General features: G+C 65.4%; 13 protein-coding genes. 9 read left to right on the forward strand and 4 right to left on the reverse strand.

All coding sequences use genetic code 11. The annotated features are described in order from the left end of the window. Positions 1–2: 2 nt before the first annotated feature. Positions 3–1,139, forward strand: coding sequence for a GGDEF domain-containing response regulator (locus NMB43_RS04980; protein ID WP_494351050.1), 1,137 nt, complete (start codon positions 3–5; stop codon positions 1,137–1,139). 19 nt (positions 1,140–1,158) lie between these two features. Here NMB43_RS04980 and NMB43_RS04985 read toward each other — a convergent pair whose 3' ends face one another. Further along, complete coding sequence (locus tag NMB43_RS04985) at positions 1,159–1,914, reverse strand: outer membrane lipoprotein-sorting protein (protein ID WP_494351051.1); 756 nt, start codon at positions 1,912–1,914, stop codon at positions 1,159–1,161. Between the two features lie 51 nt (positions 1,915–1,965). Between NMB43_RS04985 and NMB43_RS04990 the strand changes: the two genes are divergently transcribed. Both NMB43_RS04990 and NMB43_RS04995 read left to right on the forward strand, forming a co-directional pair. Continuing rightward, positions 1,966–2,715 carry an ABC transporter ATP-binding protein gene (locus NMB43_RS04990; protein ID WP_494351052.1) on the forward strand — a complete coding sequence of 250 codons (750 nt, stop codon included), beginning with the start codon at positions 1,966–1,968 and terminating at the stop codon, positions 2,713–2,715. Continuing rightward, a complete protein-coding gene (locus NMB43_RS04995) occupies positions 2,712–4,058 on the forward strand; it encodes a DUF1302 family protein (RefSeq protein ID WP_494351053.1) in 1,347 nt (448 codons plus the stop codon). The genes NMB43_RS04990 and NMB43_RS04995 overlap by 4 nt, the downstream gene beginning before the upstream one ends. On the opposite strand, the gene NMB43_RS05000 is transcribed toward NMB43_RS04995, so the two are convergent. The 3 genes from NMB43_RS05000 to NMB43_RS05010 form a co-directional block, all read right to left on the reverse strand. Then, positions 4,050–4,871 (reverse strand): PEP-CTERM/exosortase system-associated acyltransferase, encoded by an 822-nt coding sequence (locus NMB43_RS05000; RefSeq protein ID WP_494351054.1) that lies wholly within the window; start codon positions 4,869–4,871, stop codon positions 4,050–4,052. The two genes, NMB43_RS04995 and NMB43_RS05000, sit on opposite strands and share 9 nt — an antisense overlap. A 78-nt stretch (positions 4,872–4,949) precedes the next feature. After that, positions 4,950–6,161, reverse strand: coding sequence for an ABC transporter permease (locus NMB43_RS05005; protein ID WP_494351055.1), 1,212 nt, complete (start codon positions 6,159–6,161; stop codon positions 4,950–4,952). Positions 6,162–6,191: 30 nt separating this feature from the next. After that, entirely contained in the window at positions 6,192–7,424 is a 1,233-nt protein-coding gene (locus NMB43_RS05010; protein ID WP_494351056.1) for an ABC transporter permease, read from the reverse strand. Between the two features lie 442 nt (positions 7,425–7,866). On the opposite strand from NMB43_RS05010, the gene NMB43_RS05015 reads away from it, so the two are divergent. The 6 genes from NMB43_RS05015 to NMB43_RS05040 all read left to right on the forward strand — a co-directional run bounded on the left by NMB43_RS05015 (position 7,867) and on the right by NMB43_RS05040 (position 14,577). Then, positions 7,867–8,484, forward strand: coding sequence for an XrtA/PEP-CTERM system exopolysaccharide export protein (locus tag NMB43_RS05015; RefSeq protein WP_494351057.1), 618 nt, complete (start codon positions 7,867–7,869; stop codon positions 8,482–8,484). Between the two features lie 92 nt (positions 8,485–8,576). Further along, positions 8,577–10,118, forward strand: coding sequence for an XrtA system polysaccharide chain length determinant (locus NMB43_RS05020; protein WP_494351058.1), 1,542 nt, complete (start codon positions 8,577–8,579; stop codon positions 10,116–10,118). Between the two features lie 11 nt (positions 10,119–10,129). After that, positions 10,130–11,101: an XrtA-associated tyrosine autokinase gene (locus tag NMB43_RS05025; protein ID WP_494351059.1), complete on the forward strand. Its 972-nt coding sequence runs from the start codon at positions 10,130–10,132 to the stop codon at positions 11,099–11,101. Between the two features lie 13 nt (positions 11,102–11,114). Next, positions 11,115–12,617 (forward strand): TIGR03016 family PEP-CTERM system-associated outer membrane protein, encoded by a 1,503-nt coding sequence (locus NMB43_RS05030; RefSeq protein ID WP_494351060.1) that lies wholly within the window; start codon positions 11,115–11,117, stop codon positions 12,615–12,617. Positions 12,618–12,625: 8 nt separating this feature from the next. Beyond that, entirely contained in the window at positions 12,626–13,729 is a 1,104-nt protein-coding gene (locus NMB43_RS05035; protein WP_494351061.1) for an XrtA/PEP-CTERM system-associated ATPase, read from the forward strand. After that, positions 13,726–14,577: an XrtA system polysaccharide deacetylase gene (locus NMB43_RS05040; RefSeq protein ID WP_494351062.1), complete on the forward strand. Its 852-nt coding sequence runs from the start codon at positions 13,726–13,728 to the stop codon at positions 14,575–14,577. The genes NMB43_RS05035 and NMB43_RS05040 overlap by 4 nt, the downstream gene beginning before the upstream one ends.

The following is a 14,577-nucleotide window of genomic DNA, read 5'->3' on the forward strand; positions in this document are numbered from 1 at the left end:
CCATGTCCGAGGTGAGTGCGCAACTGCCGCGCGTGTTGATCGTCGATGACTCGCGCATGGTCCGGGCGTCCCTGATCAAGCAGATTCGCGACAAGTTCGACATCCGCGAAGAAGCCGACGGCGAGGCCGGTTGGCAGGCCCTGCTGCTGGACCCCAGCATCGAGGTCGTGATCTCTGACATCGGCATGCCGCGTCTGGACGGCTTCGGCCTGCTCGAGCGCATCCGTGGGTCGCGTCTGTCGCGCGTCAACGCCCTGCCGGTGCTGATCATTTCCGGCGAAGACGAGAACGAGGCGCGCCTCAAGGCCCAGTCCATGGGCGCCACCGACTTCATTACCAAGGGCACGCCGCGCGTCGAGTTGCTGGCGCGCATCGAGGCCCTGGTCAAGATGGCCCAGACCCGTCGCGAACTGGAGCAGAGCCGCGAGCAACTGGTGCGGCGCAACCGGGGCGACGTCTCGGTCATGGTCATCGAGGTCGATCATTACGACAAGCTGTGCGAGTCCTACGGCCACAGCGTGGGCCAACTGGTTCACCGCAAGCTGTCCAAGCTGCTGTCGGCCAAGGTGCGCAAGGAAGACACCATCGCCCACCTGGCCGAAGGCCAGTTCGCGGTGATCTCGCCCTCGGCTGACCTCGATGCCTGCGGCGCCTTCGCGCTCCGCCTGCGACGCGCGATCGAGACGATCGTGATGACCTACAAGGAGCACCGCATCCGCGTCAGCCTGACCATCGGCCTGGCCAGTGCGCATGGCGACGACAAGGTGACCCTGGAGCAGTTGTTGCAGCTTGCCGCACAGCGTGTGTCGGAAGGCCGCGGCATGGGCGGCAATCGCGTGGTGTCGGAATCCGGCGAGGTGACGCCTGACAACATCGGCCGCTTCAGTCGCCTGGCGGTCAGCGTTGACCACGCGCTGACCCAACTGCGGACCGGCGCGGTCGACGAGCCGAGAAAGCGCCTGCGCGAGCTGACCCATACCCTGCTGCCCCTGCTGGAACTGATCGAGCAGGAGTACCGCGTGGGTATCCCCCTGGAAGCCTTGACCGAGAAGTCGGCCATCACCGACATCAACATGCACACGACCACCTCCACGGTCGGTGCCGGCACGGCTTGGCGCACCAGCATCCCGGGCTCCTGACGCGGCCCGGCGCGGGGGCTTACTCCAGCTTCTTCAGGTATTCCTTCGTGAATACGTGGTCCGGCAGTTCGCGCGCCTTCATGTTCGAGTATTCCAGGACGGACACCTCGCCCTTGCGCAGCGCGTCTTCCATGACCAGGCGGGCCGGCCGCAGCTTGCCGGCCAGGGTACTGAAGTTCTCGTAGCGGCAAGTCTTGAGCAGACGGTTGCTGAGCGAGTAGAACTCCGCCTTGTACGGATAGTTGTTGCCGCGCGCCACCCAGTACAGCACCTTGGCATAGGTGACGCCGCGGTCCACGGCAGTCAGTTCCAGTACGTAATGATCTTCGCCGTCGATCTGCTCGGTGCGCAGGATCTGCGGGGTGTAGTCGCCGGCGAAGTTGGCCCGCGCCAGGTCGCCGTTGGAGACCTCGCCGGTCAGGCGCTGTGACACCGACAGGCGCACCGGTTGCGATACGTTGGGAGCGAACCACCACAGGTCGCGGCCCTTCATCAGCAGCATCTGGCCGCGATCGGCCGCTGGTTCCACGGTCATGACGATGGTGTTGTCATTGCCCTTGGACAGTACGCGGTACTTGCGCTGCTCGGGCGACTGGTCGGGTGCCTTGGTGGTGATGGCTATCTCGACCTGGAAGCCGTCGGCCGGGAAGCGGATGCGGTCGGCCGCCTCGACGATCGCAGCGGCGTCCGGCTCGGCGGCATGGGCGACGGATGCTAGACTCAGGCAGCAGACAAACAGAGCGGACAGGATGCGCATGACGGGACGGTCCTTCACGATGGGCCGCCAGATTGGCCGGACCTGGCGAGCATTGCAAGGAGTGTTGTGATGAGCGTGGTGCAGGTTGAGAACGTCGTCAAGGAATACCCGCTGGGGGAGCAGCGCGTGCAGGCGCTCAAGGGCGTGTCCCTGCACATCGAGGAGGGGGTGTTCCTGGCCCTGGCCGGGCCTTCCGGCAGTGGCAAGACGACCCTGCTGAACCTGATCGGCTGCATCGACTCTCCCAGCTCGGGACGCATCCTGATCGACGATCACGATGTGGCCGGGCGCAGCGAGGACGAACTGGCCGATCTGCGCAACACGACCATCGGCTTCATCTTCCAGACCTTCAATCTGCTGCCGGTGCTCACCGCAGCCGAAAACGTGGAATATCCGCTGCTGCGACGCAAGGAGATCAGCCCGGCGGAGCGGCGCGAGCGGGTGCAGCGCAATCTGGCGCTGGTCGGGCTGGGTGACAAGGGCGACCGGCGCCCCAACCAGCTCTCGGGCGGGCAGCGCCAGCGGGTGGCGATTGCCCGCGCATTGGCCATCCAGCCGCGCATCGTGCTGGCCGATGAGCCCACGGCCAACCTGGATCGCAAGACGGGTGACGAGATCCTGCAGTTGATGCGCTCGATCAACAAGAAAACGGGGACGACTTTCGTGTTTTCAACCCATGACAAACGCGTGATGGCCATGGCGGACCGCCAGGTGCGCATCGACGATGGCGAGATCACCCATCTGGGCGTGCGCACCGGGTCCGAATGGATCTGGGTGGCCGAGAAGCGCCAGCCGGCGCAGCCGGAGGAGGTGCTGTGAGGGCTGTCGGTGCGTGGCTGTTGTGCAGTGTGCTGGTGGGCACGGCGATGGCGCAGTCGCGCGACGCCTTGTTCGACGATGACGCGGCACCGGCCGACGAGGTCAAGTTGCTCAAGCCCGCTGCGGCGCCGGCCAGCGCACGCTTCTACGGCAACCTGCAGTTCGACTACGCGGGCGTGGTGGCCGAGCCGCAGCACGACGCGCATATCCGCCTGCGCAGCCTGCTCGGGGCCCAGGGCGGCAGCGGCGGCCTGAAGTGGAAGCTGGGCGTGCGCGTGGACGCAGACGCGGCCTACGTCGGGCAGGACATCTACCCGCCCGCCGTACGCATGGACCAGAAGCTCGGTGCAGAGCTGCGCGAGAACTATGTCGACTTCGAGCTGGCCGGCCTGTCGGTGCGCGCCGGCAAGCAGAACATCGTGTGGGGCGAGATGGTTGGCCTGTACGTGGCTGACGTGGTGTCGGCGCGGGACATGCGCGACTTCCTGCAGGTCGAGAACGACAACATGCGGCGCACGCAATGGGGCCTCCGGCTGGAGAAATTCGCCGGCGACTGGCATCACGAGTTCGTGTGGGTGCCGGTGCAGACCTACGACAAGATCGGCATGCCCGGGGCGGATTTCTACCCCTACCCAGTGCCGGCCACACCTGGCTACGCCTATGTGATCACCGATGAGCAGCGGCCCGAGCGCAGCCTGTCCAACAGCAGCGCGGGCTTGCGCACCGGCTTCCTCAAGAATGGCTGGGATGTCTCGCTGTTCGGCTTCTACAGCCGTGATGTGTCGCCCACCTATGAGCGTCAGGTGGCGGCGGGGCCCACGCCGGCGACGATCTATACCCCGGTGCATGACCGCATCCGCCAGATCGGCGGCACGCTGGCCAAGGATTTCTCGGGCATGGTGTTCAAGACCGAGCTGGTGTGGACCGGCGGCCGGCGCTACTCGCTGACCCGCCTGGATGACGACGATGGTTTGCTGGCCGCGCACACGGTGGATTTTGCCTTGGGGCTGGACACCCAGCCGCTGCGTGACTTGCGGGTGAATTACCAGCTCTTCGGCAAGCGTCTCAGCGAGCATGATGCTTCCATGCTCAACGATCAGTTGGAGACCGGCGGCAGCGTGATGCTCAGCTACAGCTTCAACCGCAGCCTGGAGAGCCAGGTGCTGTGGGTGAGCAGCTTCAACCGTTCGGAGGGCTGGTTCAACCCGATCCTGGTGTGGAAGCTGCGGCCTGACACCCGCCTGCGCTTCGGGGCGGACGTGTACTACGGGCCGCGCACTGCCTTCTTTGGCCGCTACGACAAGCAGGACCGCATCTGGGGCGAGGTCCGCCAGTCATTCTGAGACCAGGCGCGGTGCCTGCTCGGGCAGGTGCCGCGTGGCCGCGGCGGCGGCCCTACTGGCTTCCTCGGCGTAGGCCGCCTCAATCTGCAGGTTGATCTCCTTCCACATCGGGCGGAAGAAGCGGCGGATGCCGCCCACGATCTCCTGCACGTCCAGCATGGAGGGGATGCGCAGACCACGGTGTTCCACCGGCTCGCCGATCTGCTGCACGCGTACGCCCAGCTTGCCGAAATGCTGCGCCAGGCGCGGCTCGGTCAGGGTGAAGATGTAGTCGATGCCGTGGCGGTGGGCCAGCGACACCGCGCCCATGTAGAGCCCGACAGGAATGAAGGGGAAGCGCGGCTGCTTGCGGTCGCCGAAATCCTCGTCGTTCATCGCCACCGGTTGGCTCGACTCATTGCGACGGCGGCGCCAGGCGGGCATCACGGCGAGGCGAGAAACCTCGGCGATCTTGTTACGGGGCAGCTTGGCCGGGTCAATCACGCTGCGGTCCAGCGAGTCGGCGCAGAAGGCCTCGAAGGGCAGCGGGGTCGCCGGGGCGTCTGGGCGGGCCAGCACCAGGCGGGTGCAGCCGACCGGGCGGCGCGACTCGTCGGCGGTGCGCATCAGGCAATGCAGGGCGTGGCGGTCGTAGGCGTCCGACTCGCAACCGTCCTCGCGCAACGCTTCCCACCCGAGTTCGCGACAGTACACCTCGTGGCGGATGCGGTAGACGGCGGTGCGCTGCTCGTCGTGAAAGCAAGGGGTGAGCTGGAAGTGCTTGCGAAAGCCTTCGCCCAGGTTCAGCACATCGAAGACATCAAACAGGAACATGTGTCCTCCCGTGTTCGTATGTGGTCCGGTGGATCCGGACAGGCTCAATATCGGCGCCAATCGGGCCGGCTTGACGGCTCAGATCGCCCTTCGCAGTGCATCCACCAGCGGAATGCGGGTTAGCCGCAGCGCCGGCAGGATGGCTGCCGCCACGGTAGCGATGAAACCGACACCCCAGGCACTCGCCAGCGTGAGGGCCGTCGGCCGTATATAAGCGGTATAGGCCACGTTCGAGCCAGGCGGTGGGGGCATAGGTATCCCAATGGCAGATATGGCCATCGCCAGCAGCCAGCCGGTCAGCACGCCCAGGCTGGCGCCGGCGGCGCCGAGCAACAGGTTCTCGGCAAGGATCAGGCGGATCAGGTCGGCGCGGCGCGAACCCAGCGCGCGCAGTGTGCCGAACTCGGCGATGCGTTCGAAGGCGCTCATGTTCACGCTGTTGGAGACGCTCAGCAACACCATCAGCAGAATGATGAACTGCAGGGTGCCGAACTGGCGGTCGTAGAGCTGAACCGCCTTGTCGTAGAAGTCGGACAGGGTTTCCCAGCGGCGCAGCACGAGGCCGGGCGTCTCCAGCGGCTTCAGCGCGGCATGGGTGCGGTCGGTATCGGCCGTGTGGTGCAGACGCAGCACCAGCAGGTTGATCGTGTCGCTGGCCAGCAGGGCCTGGGCGCTGGCCAATGGCAGGCGCAGGGCGCGCGCATCGAAGTCGCGCGAGAAACTGCGGAACACGCCGACGATCTCGACTTCCAGCGTGTTGATCGCACCATCCGGCGTGTTGGCAAGAAGGGTGACGAGATCGCCGGGCTTGAGCCCCATCGACTGGGCCAGACCTTCGCCGACGATGGCGGCGTCGCCGTCCTTGTCGGTGAGCGCCCGCCCCTGAATGATCTGGATGTAGCCGCCCAGGCGTGATTCCGGGGCGGGCTCGATGCCTTCGGCCACCACCGAATGGTCACGCCGCCCGTTGTTGAGCACACCGGCGAAACTCAAGCGCCCCATCGTGTCCGCCACCTCGGGATGCAGGGCCACCTGCTTGCGCAGGCGCCCGGTGTCGCTCAGCAGTGTCTCGTTGGACAGCGCGAAGCCGCTGGCGAACTGGCGTGGATGGGCGAACTGCAGGTGGCCCGTCTGGGAGCCGATCACCGCTTCGCCCAACTGGTCGATGATGTCGCGCACGAAACCGCCGGACAGGATCAGGCTCGCCACGCCCACCACGATCGCCACCAGTGTGATCAGGGTGCGGGCGCGCTGGCGCAGCAGGTTGCGCAGGGCGAGGGTCCAGGTCATGCGCGTGGCCTCCCGGCTGGATTGGGTTGCTCAACGGCCATGGCGCAAGGCCTCCACCACGTTCAGGCGCGAGGCGCGCAGGGCCGGCAGGATGCTCGCCAGCAAGGTGGTCAGGCCGGCCAGCAGCAAGGCCTCCACCACGATGCCCAGGGTGATCCGGATCCCCCCGATGTAGCCATGCGCCATGCCGGGGGGCGGCGGCATCGGAATGCCGATCCATGAGATCAATGCCGCAAGCACGCTGCCCAGCACGATGCCAGCCACGCCGCCGGCGAGGCCCAGCACCAGCCCTTCGGTGATGAACAGGCGCAGCACCTCGTTACGCCGATTGCCGATCGCCAGACAGGTGCCGATCTCGCTGGTGCGCTCCATCACGCTCATGGTCAGTGTGTTGCTGATCGACAGCACGATGATCAGCGCGATGATGAAGCGGATCACGCCGACCTGGCGCGAGAACAGCGCCACCGTCTTGTTGTAGAAGTCGGCCTGGGCGTGCCATGGCGTCACCTCGTAGCCGGCCTGGATGAGGGGCTTCTGCAGGGCGGCGACCACCGTGTCGGTGCGGTCGGTGTCGTCGAGCAGGGCCACCAGCATCGTCGCGCCCGTGCTGCGGACCAGTTCCTGTGCACTGGTGAGTGGCAGGCGCAGGAACGCATCGTCATACGCCTTGGCGTCGGTCGAGAAAAGCCCGGCCACCGTGCACTCCACCGCGTTCTGTCCGCCCCGGACGCGATTGCTCAACAAGACGACGAGATCGCCCGGATGCGCATCGACGGCCGCTGCCAGGCCTTCACCGAGGATCAGGCTGCAACCCTTGCCGGCCTCAAGGTTGCGCCCGGCGCGGATGTGGATGCGCGCGCTGAGCGCCTGTTCGGCGACCGGATCGACTCCCTCGCCCAGGAAGCCGACCGAGCGCTCGCCCTTGGACAGCAGCCCGCTGATCGCCAGCCGAGGGGACAGGGCCTGCAGGCCGGGGGTTTGCCGCAGTGCAGCCAGTTCGGGGGCCTGCGGGTCGAGCAGGTACTGGTAGGGGGCGCTGAGCCCTTTCTCCAGGTAACCGCTGCGGGTGATCTGGAAATGCCCCAGTTGGGCGTGGATCACGCCCTCGCGCATCTGGTCGTAGATCCAGGCAATGAAGCCGGCGGCCTGCATGTAGGCCACCACACCGCCCACCACGATGAGCAGCCCCAGCAAGCTGCGGCGCCCGTGGCGCAGCAGATTGCGCAGGGCCAGGGGGAGATCCAGGTGCAGCCAGTCGCGCATGGGCAGGCTTTGGGTCGGGACAGGATGTCGTCATCTTAGCCGCGGCGCGTGGCGGTGTCAGGCCTGGCGCGGATGTCCGGCATGCGGGCCTGCCCGTCGGGGCAGGCAGAAAACCAGGAGATAGGGTGGTGGGCGTGCAGTGGTTCACAGCCAGCGCGGGGCGCTTGGTATTCAATACGCAGCAGTATTTGATGCGGCGCAATGCGTTTTGACGCTGCTATGATCCCGGAAAGGCATCGCTCCGCGTCTGTGGAGCGGCCCGATAGGGCAATCAATGTGTAGCCTGCCCTCGCTACAATGGCCGCCCGGTCCTGCTGCCCGATCAGCAGGCTGCGTATCCCGGCATGGCAGGTCATCGTGTCGGGGCCGGTGACGACGACGCCTCTGCGGCGCGGGTCTTGCCGGTATCCCCAAGTCGATTCGGAGGTGGGAAATGTTGCGAATGTCATTCAGCAAGTCACTGCTCGCCTGCCTGGCACTGTGTCTTGCCTTGCTGCAGGTGCTCGGTGGTTGTGCCTCGTCCTATCCGCCGGCTCCGGCTGCCGCTGCGTCCGGCGAATACAACTACATCATCGGCCCGGGCGATTCGCTCAACGTCGTCGTGTGGCGCAATCCCGAACTGTCGATGTCGGTGCCGGTGCGTCCCGACGGCAAGATCACCACGCCCCTGGTGGAAGACCTGCCGGCCATCGGCAAGGATGCCAGCACCCTGGCGCGTGACATCGAGAAGGCCTTGTCCAAATACATCCGCGATCCGGTCGTGACGGTCGTGGTGACCAGCTTCGCCGGTCCCTTCAGCGAGCAGATCCGCGTCGTCGGTGAGGCAACTCGCCCGCAGGTGCTGGCCTACCGCCAGAAGATGACGGTGCTGGACGTGATGATCGCGGTGGGCGGCATCACCGAGTTCGCTGATGGCAACCGCGCCTCCATTTTGCGGACCGCCGAGGGCAACAAGCAGTACAACGTGCGCCTCAAGGACCTCCTGCGTGGTGGCGACGTGTCAGCGAATGTCGAGGTCAAGCCGGGCGACGTCCTGGTGATTCCGCAGAGCTGGTTCTGACCACCTGGCGCGAGCGTGGCTCGCGTCCTTGATTCTGGCTGCCCCGGATCGCCGGGGCGCGTGCTTGTGTTGGCGGCTTCCCGGGTAGGGCTATGGATGATTTGATTCGGCAATTGCTGGTGTTCGCGCGCGGCGCCTGGGCCTATCGCTGGTGGGGCCTGCTCGTGGCGTGGCTCGTGGGCATCGGCGGGGCCGTGGGTGTCTACTTCATCCCCGATCGCTACGAGGCGAGTGCGCGCATCTACGTCGACACCCAGTCCGTGCTGGCGCCGCTGATGTCGGGCCTGGCCGTTCCAAGCGACGTCAATCAGCAGGTGGCGATGCTGTCCAAGACCTTGATCAGCCGGCCCAATGTCGAAAAGCTGATCCGCATGGCCGACCTGGATCTGGCGGCCAAGACCAAGGAGCAGCGCGAGGAACTCATCGAGGATGTCACCAAACGCATCCAGATTTCCAGCACCGGCCGCGACAACCTGTACACCCTGGCCTTCCGTGACACCAAGCCGGACCGCGCGAAACGCGTGGTGCAGTCCATCGTGTCGATCTTCGTTGAGTCGGGGCTGGGCGACAAGCGCAAGGACACGGACTCGGCCCGCCGCTTCATTGAAGAACAGATCAAGAACTACGCCCAGAAGCTCGACGAGGCCGAGACGCGCCTGAAGGACTTCCGGATCAAGAACATTTCCATGCTCAGCGAGAGCGGCAAGGACCTGACCGGGCAGGTCGGCGACCTGGCGAGCCGCCTGCGCGACGCCCAGTTGCAATTGCGCGAGGCCGAGAATTCGCGCGATGCGCTCAAGCGCCAGTTGGTGGGCGAGGAACCCGTGCTGTTGCCCGACAACCCGAATACCGGTGGCGTCTCCCTGCCCGAGCTGGATGGCCGCATTGACGCGCTCAAGAAGCAGCTCGACGAACTGGAGCGCCGCTATACCGACAAGCATCCGGATGTGGTGGGTACCCAGCGCATCATCGAGCAACTGGAGAAAGAACGCGCCGAAGCGCTGAAGACGCGCCGTAAGCCCGGAGCCCAGGCGATGAACGTGAACTCCAACCCGGTCTATCAGCAGATGAAGATTCAACTGATGGAGTCCGAGGCGAACATTGCCTCGCTCAAGACACGGGTGGCTGAGTACCAGGCGCGCCAGGCGCAATTGAAGGAATACATGAAGCTGGGCCCGCAGATCGAGCAGGAACTGGCCCAACTGAATCGTGATTACGAGATCAACAAGCGCAATTACGAGAGCCTGGTCGCGCGGCGTGAGTCGGCCAACATCTCGGTCGAGATGGAGTCCTCTGCGGGGGTCGCCGAGTTCCGCGTGATCGACCCGCCCAACGTGCCGTCCAAGCCCGCTGCGCCGAACCGTGGCCTGCTGATGCCCCTGGTCGGTCTGCTGAGCCTGTTGGTGGGGGGCGCGGTGGCGCTGCTGATCAGCCAGATCCGGCCGACCTTCCATGACAGTCGTTCCTTGCGGGAATTCACCGGGCTACCCATTCTGGGTACGGTGTCCATGATCCGTTCGCCCGAGCGCCGCCGTCGTCAGCGCCGCCAGTTGATCGGGTTCGCGGGCGGGGTGGCCTCCCTGGTGATGGCATTCGGTGCGCTGACGATCCTGATCAGCCACTTCGGGCGTTGAGGGAGCATGCAGTGAGCATCATCGAGAAAGCCGTCGAACGACTGGACCAGCTCAAGCGGGCGGGGGTGGATGTACCTCCAGTCACGCCCGCCACCGCACCCGCTCCCACTCACGTAGCCGCACCCGCAGCGCCCGCCGCCGCAGTTGCGCCTGCTCCGGCGGAGCCGGTTGCGCCGCCCGTGGTGGCCGAGGCTGCGCGTCCGGCTGTGGCACCAGCGCCGGTGACCGGCAAGCAGATTGTGATCGACCTCGATCGACTGGAGGCCGTGGGCATGGTGACGCCCCGCAATCCGCGCTCGGTCATCGCCGAGGAATACCGTGTCATCAAGCGTCCGCTGTTGCGCAACATCACCAGCGCCGCGAGTGGCAACTTGCGCCACGCCAATCTCATCATGGTCAGCAGCTCGGTGCCGGGCGAGGGCAAGAGCTTCAGCTCGATCAATCTGGCCATGAGTCTGGCGATGGAAATGGACCGTACCGTCCTGCTGGTCGACGCCGACGTGTCGCGTCCCTCCATTCTCAATCTGCTGGGCCTGCCGCCCGCTCCTGGCCTGATGGACGTGCTGACGGCCAAGGACCGCTCGGTGGCCCTGCAGGATGTGCTGTTGCGGACCAACGTGGACAAGCTGACCCTTTTGCCCGCCGGGATGCCGCACCAGCGTGCCACCGAGTTTCTGGCCAGCGACACCATGGCGGCCCTGGTCGACGAGATCGCCACCCGCTATGCCGATCGCGTGGTGATCTTCGATTCCCCACCCTTGCTGGTGACTACCGAGGCTCGCGTGCTGGCCACGCACATGGGGCAGGTCGTGATGGTTGTCGAGTCCGGGGGTACCACCCATGCAATGGTCAGGCAGGCGCTGGCCACCATTGAAGCTTGTCCGATCAAGTTGATGCTGCTGAACAAGACCCGGGAAGCCGGGCCGGGGGGTTACTACGGCTATGGGCAGTATGGTTACGGGCAGAAACCGGAACAGGCCTGAGCGGCGCGGTGCCGTGCCTATCCGCGCCCTGCTGGTCGTGCTGGGCCTGGCCGGACTGCCGTTCGCGCAAGCCCAGGGCTGGCGCGTGTCGACGGACCTCACGGTCAGCGAGACCTATACCGACAACGCCGACCTCCAGGCCGCCTCCCAGAACCAGGAGGCCGACTGGGTGACCGAGGTCACGCCAGGGCTGCGTCTGACGGGCAACAGCGCGCGTGCGCGCGGCGACGTGAACCTGCGTGTGCAGGGCATTGCGCATACCGCCGATGGCAAGGATGCGGAGACGCGCCTCGGCATGTACGGCGTAGGCCAGGCCGAACTGCTCGATGATCGCGTGTTCGTGGATGGCGGGGCGAGCATTTCGCGGGAGCGGGTGTCGCAGTTCGGTGCCACCAATGTCGGTGACTACCAGGACACCAATACCACCGAGATCCGCCGCTTCAATTTCTCGCCCTATGCGCGCTGGCGGCTGGGCGACCAAGGGCTGGCCATCCTCCGCTATCGCGCTGATTTCTCGGATTCCGACGACTCCCTGGTGGACGAGCGGGTGGAGCAGCGCCTGAGCCTGAATGCCCAGAACGGTACGGCTTGGGGCCGCCTGGGCTGGGGGCTGCTGGCCGAGCAGACCCGGATATCCGGCGAGCGAACCCGCACGACCGAGGCCGCGGTCATGAACCTCTCCCTTTTCTACTCGATGACCCCAGCCTTGCGCCTGGAGCTCATCGGTGGGCGTGAGCGCAATAACTACCTGACCTTGGAGCAGGAAAACTACCAGAACTACGGTGGAGGCGTGACGTGGACGCCGCAGGAGCGCACCTTGCTGTCGGCCCGCATCAACAAGCGCTGGTTTGGCTGGGGGCGCGACTACCGCATGCGACATGCGATGCGGCGCGTGACTTTCGAAGTCGGCTATGTGCATGACGCCGAGACGAGCATCACCGAGCAGTCGCTCCAGATGACCCAGTACGATCTGTTGAACACTTCGTTGATGAAGTCCGAACCGGACCCCTACCAGCGTTTCATCAAGGTGCTGACCCAACTGGCCCAGCAAGGTGTTTCCCCCTTCGATCTGGCGACCGTCAACTTCCTGGCCAATACCTATACCGATTCCCGCCGCCTGTTCGGCACCATCACGGCGCAGGGTGTGCGCAACACGTTCTCGCTGAACTTCCAGCGGGCGGACCGTGCTGCCTTGTACAACCAGACGCTGGGGCCGGTACTGGGGGATTTTTCGTCCTACTCGACCACGCGTGAAAACCGTGGCTACTTCATGTGGTCCAACCGCTACTCGGCGATCGGGACGGCCTACATGGGGCTGGAGCATTCTTGGGTGCGCGGCGAACAAGTGGGGAATGGTGCGCAGGACACCCGTCGCACCAACAGCCTTGATCTCGGGTTGAACACCAGCCTCGGGGCCTACACGCGGGGGGGCTTGCGCTACCGCTATTCGCGTTCGACCGGCACTGCGGAATACCGCGAGAACTCGCTGGCCGCCACGCTGTACCACGCTTTCTGAGCCGCATCATGTACGAGTCGTTCTACGGTTTCTCCGCCAAACCCTTCCAGCTCAACCCGGACCCGACCTTCTACTACGGCAGTCGCGGCCACCGGCGCGCCATGGCCTACCTGGAATACGGCCTGCACCAGAACGAGGGCTTCATCGTCATCACCGGCGATATCGGGGCCGGCAAGACGACCCTGGTGCGCAGCCTGTTGCAGAAGCTCGAAGAGTCCAAGGTCGTCGCAGCGCATCTGGTGAGCACCCAGATTGATGCCGATGACATCCTGCGCCTGGTGGCCGCCGCGTTTGGCGTGCCGGCCAAGGGCATGGAGAAGTCCGATGTGTTGCTCGCGCTGGAAGGTTTCCTGGTATCGGTCACCGCCTCTGGCAAGCGTGCGCTGCTGATCGTGGATGAAGCGCAGAACCTCACCCCGCGTGCGGTGGAGGAGTTGCGCATGCTGTCCAACTTCCAGCTTGAGGATCACGCGCTGCTGCAGAGCTTCCTGGTTGGTCAGCCGGAGTTCCGCGAGACCATGCAGAGCGATCATATGCAACAGTTGCGCCAGCGCGTGATCGCCACCTATCACCTGGGCCCAATGGATGCGGAGGAGACCCGTGCCTACGTCGAGCACCGCCTCAAGCGGGTCGGCTGGCGTGGTGAGCCGCGCATCGAGCCCTCTGCCCACGCGGCCATCTTCGCCTTCAGCGGTGGGGTGCCACGGCGCATCAATACTTTGTGTGACCGGGTGTTGCTGGCGAGTTTTCTGTCCGAGCGGCGGATCATCACCGATACCCAGGTCGACGAGGTGGTGCGCGAAATTCGCGAGGAAACACCGGTCGCCAAGGCGGGGGCAAGCAACCCGGTGTCAGCCATGCCCGCGCGGCGCCCTGATGCGTTGGGCGGCCCGGCACAGGAAGCCCTGTCCTCGCTCATGGGCATGGGGCAGGCCGACCTTGCCGCGCTGGCCGACGCGGCGGCGGGTTTCCAGGCCTCGCGCCTGGAAGAGCGCATCATGCGTCTTGAGCACGCATTTGCCGCCTTACTGGGTGCCGTCGGCCAGGGCAAGCATGCTGCCGCCGCTGAAGAACCCGCGCCCGCGCCGGCGCGCAAACAGGCCAAGGGATGAGCAGCATGGATCGCATCACCAATGCCCTCAGCATTGATGTCGAGGACTACTTCCAGGTCTCCGCGCTGGCGCCGCATTTCCCCAAGTCAAAGTGGGACAGCGTGGAGTGCCGGGTCGAACGCAACGTCGATCGCATCCTGGCGCTGCTGCACGAGTATGGCGTCAAGGCCACCTTCTTCACCCTGGGCTGGATTGCCGAACGCTATCCCAAGATCGTGCGCCTGATCGTGATGGAAGGTCATGAACTGGCCAGCCACGGGTTTGCCCACGAGCGCGCGAGTGACCTGTCGCGCGGCGCCTTCCTGGCCGACGTGCAACTGGCCAAGGCGGTGCTGGAGGACATCGGCGGCGTCGATGTGCGCGGCTATCGCGCACCGAGCTTCTCGATCGGCAAGCAGAACCCGTGGGCGCACGCGGTCTTGCTGGAGGCTGGCTACGAGTACAGCTCCAGCATCTATCCGGTGGTGCACGATCACTACGGCATGCCCGATGCACCGCGTTTTCCTTACAAGCATGAGTCCGGGCTGTTCGAGATTCCGATCTCCACCGTGCATGCCTTGGGCCGCAACTGGCCGGCGGGTGGTGGCGGCTATTTCCGTTTGCTGCCTTACCCGATGTCGCGCTGGTGCATTCGCCGCGTCAACGAGCAGGACCGGCGGCCGGCCATCTTCTACTTCCACCCCTGGGAGCTCGATCCGGAGCAACCCCGGGTGGCAGAGGCGAGCGCCAAGTCGCGTTTTCGCCACTATGTGAACCTCGACAAGACCGAGGCGCGCCTGGCGCGCCTGCTGGCCGACTTCCAGTGGGGGCGGGTGGACGAGGTTTTTCTCAAGCCCATCCAACACTGA

It is taken from the genome of Uliginosibacterium sangjuense (assembly GCF_059132465.1).

What these genes read in the sequence shown, in the direction of transcription:
- NMB43_RS04980 (WP_494351050.1), top strand. Translation starts at nt 3, where the DNA reads ATGTCCGAGGTGAGTGCGCAACTGCCGCGCGTGTTGATCGTCGATGAC.
- NMB43_RS04990 (WP_494351052.1), top strand. Translation starts at nt 1,966, where the DNA reads ATGAGCGTGGTGCAGGTTGAGAACGTCGTCAAGGAATACCCGCTGGGG.
- NMB43_RS05000 (WP_494351054.1), bottom strand. Translation starts at nt 4,871, where the DNA reads ATGTTCCTGTTTGATGTCTTCGATGTGCTGAACCTGGGCGAAGGCTTT.
- NMB43_RS05005 (WP_494351055.1), bottom strand. Translation starts at nt 6,161, where the DNA reads ATGACCTGGACCCTCGCCCTGCGCAACCTGCTGCGCCAGCGCGCCCGC.
- NMB43_RS05010 (WP_494351056.1), bottom strand. Translation starts at nt 7,424, where the DNA reads ATGCGCGACTGGCTGCACCTGGATCTCCCCCTGGCCCTGCGCAATCTG.
- NMB43_RS05015 (WP_494351057.1), top strand. Translation starts at nt 7,867, where the DNA reads ATGTCATTCAGCAAGTCACTGCTCGCCTGCCTGGCACTGTGTCTTGCC.
- NMB43_RS05020 (WP_494351058.1), top strand. Translation starts at nt 8,577, where the DNA reads ATGGATGATTTGATTCGGCAATTGCTGGTGTTCGCGCGCGGCGCCTGG.
- NMB43_RS05035 (WP_494351061.1), top strand. Translation starts at nt 12,626, where the DNA reads ATGTACGAGTCGTTCTACGGTTTCTCCGCCAAACCCTTCCAGCTCAAC.
- NMB43_RS05040 (WP_494351062.1), top strand. Translation starts at nt 13,726, where the DNA reads ATGAGCAGCATGGATCGCATCACCAATGCCCTCAGCATTGATGTCGAG.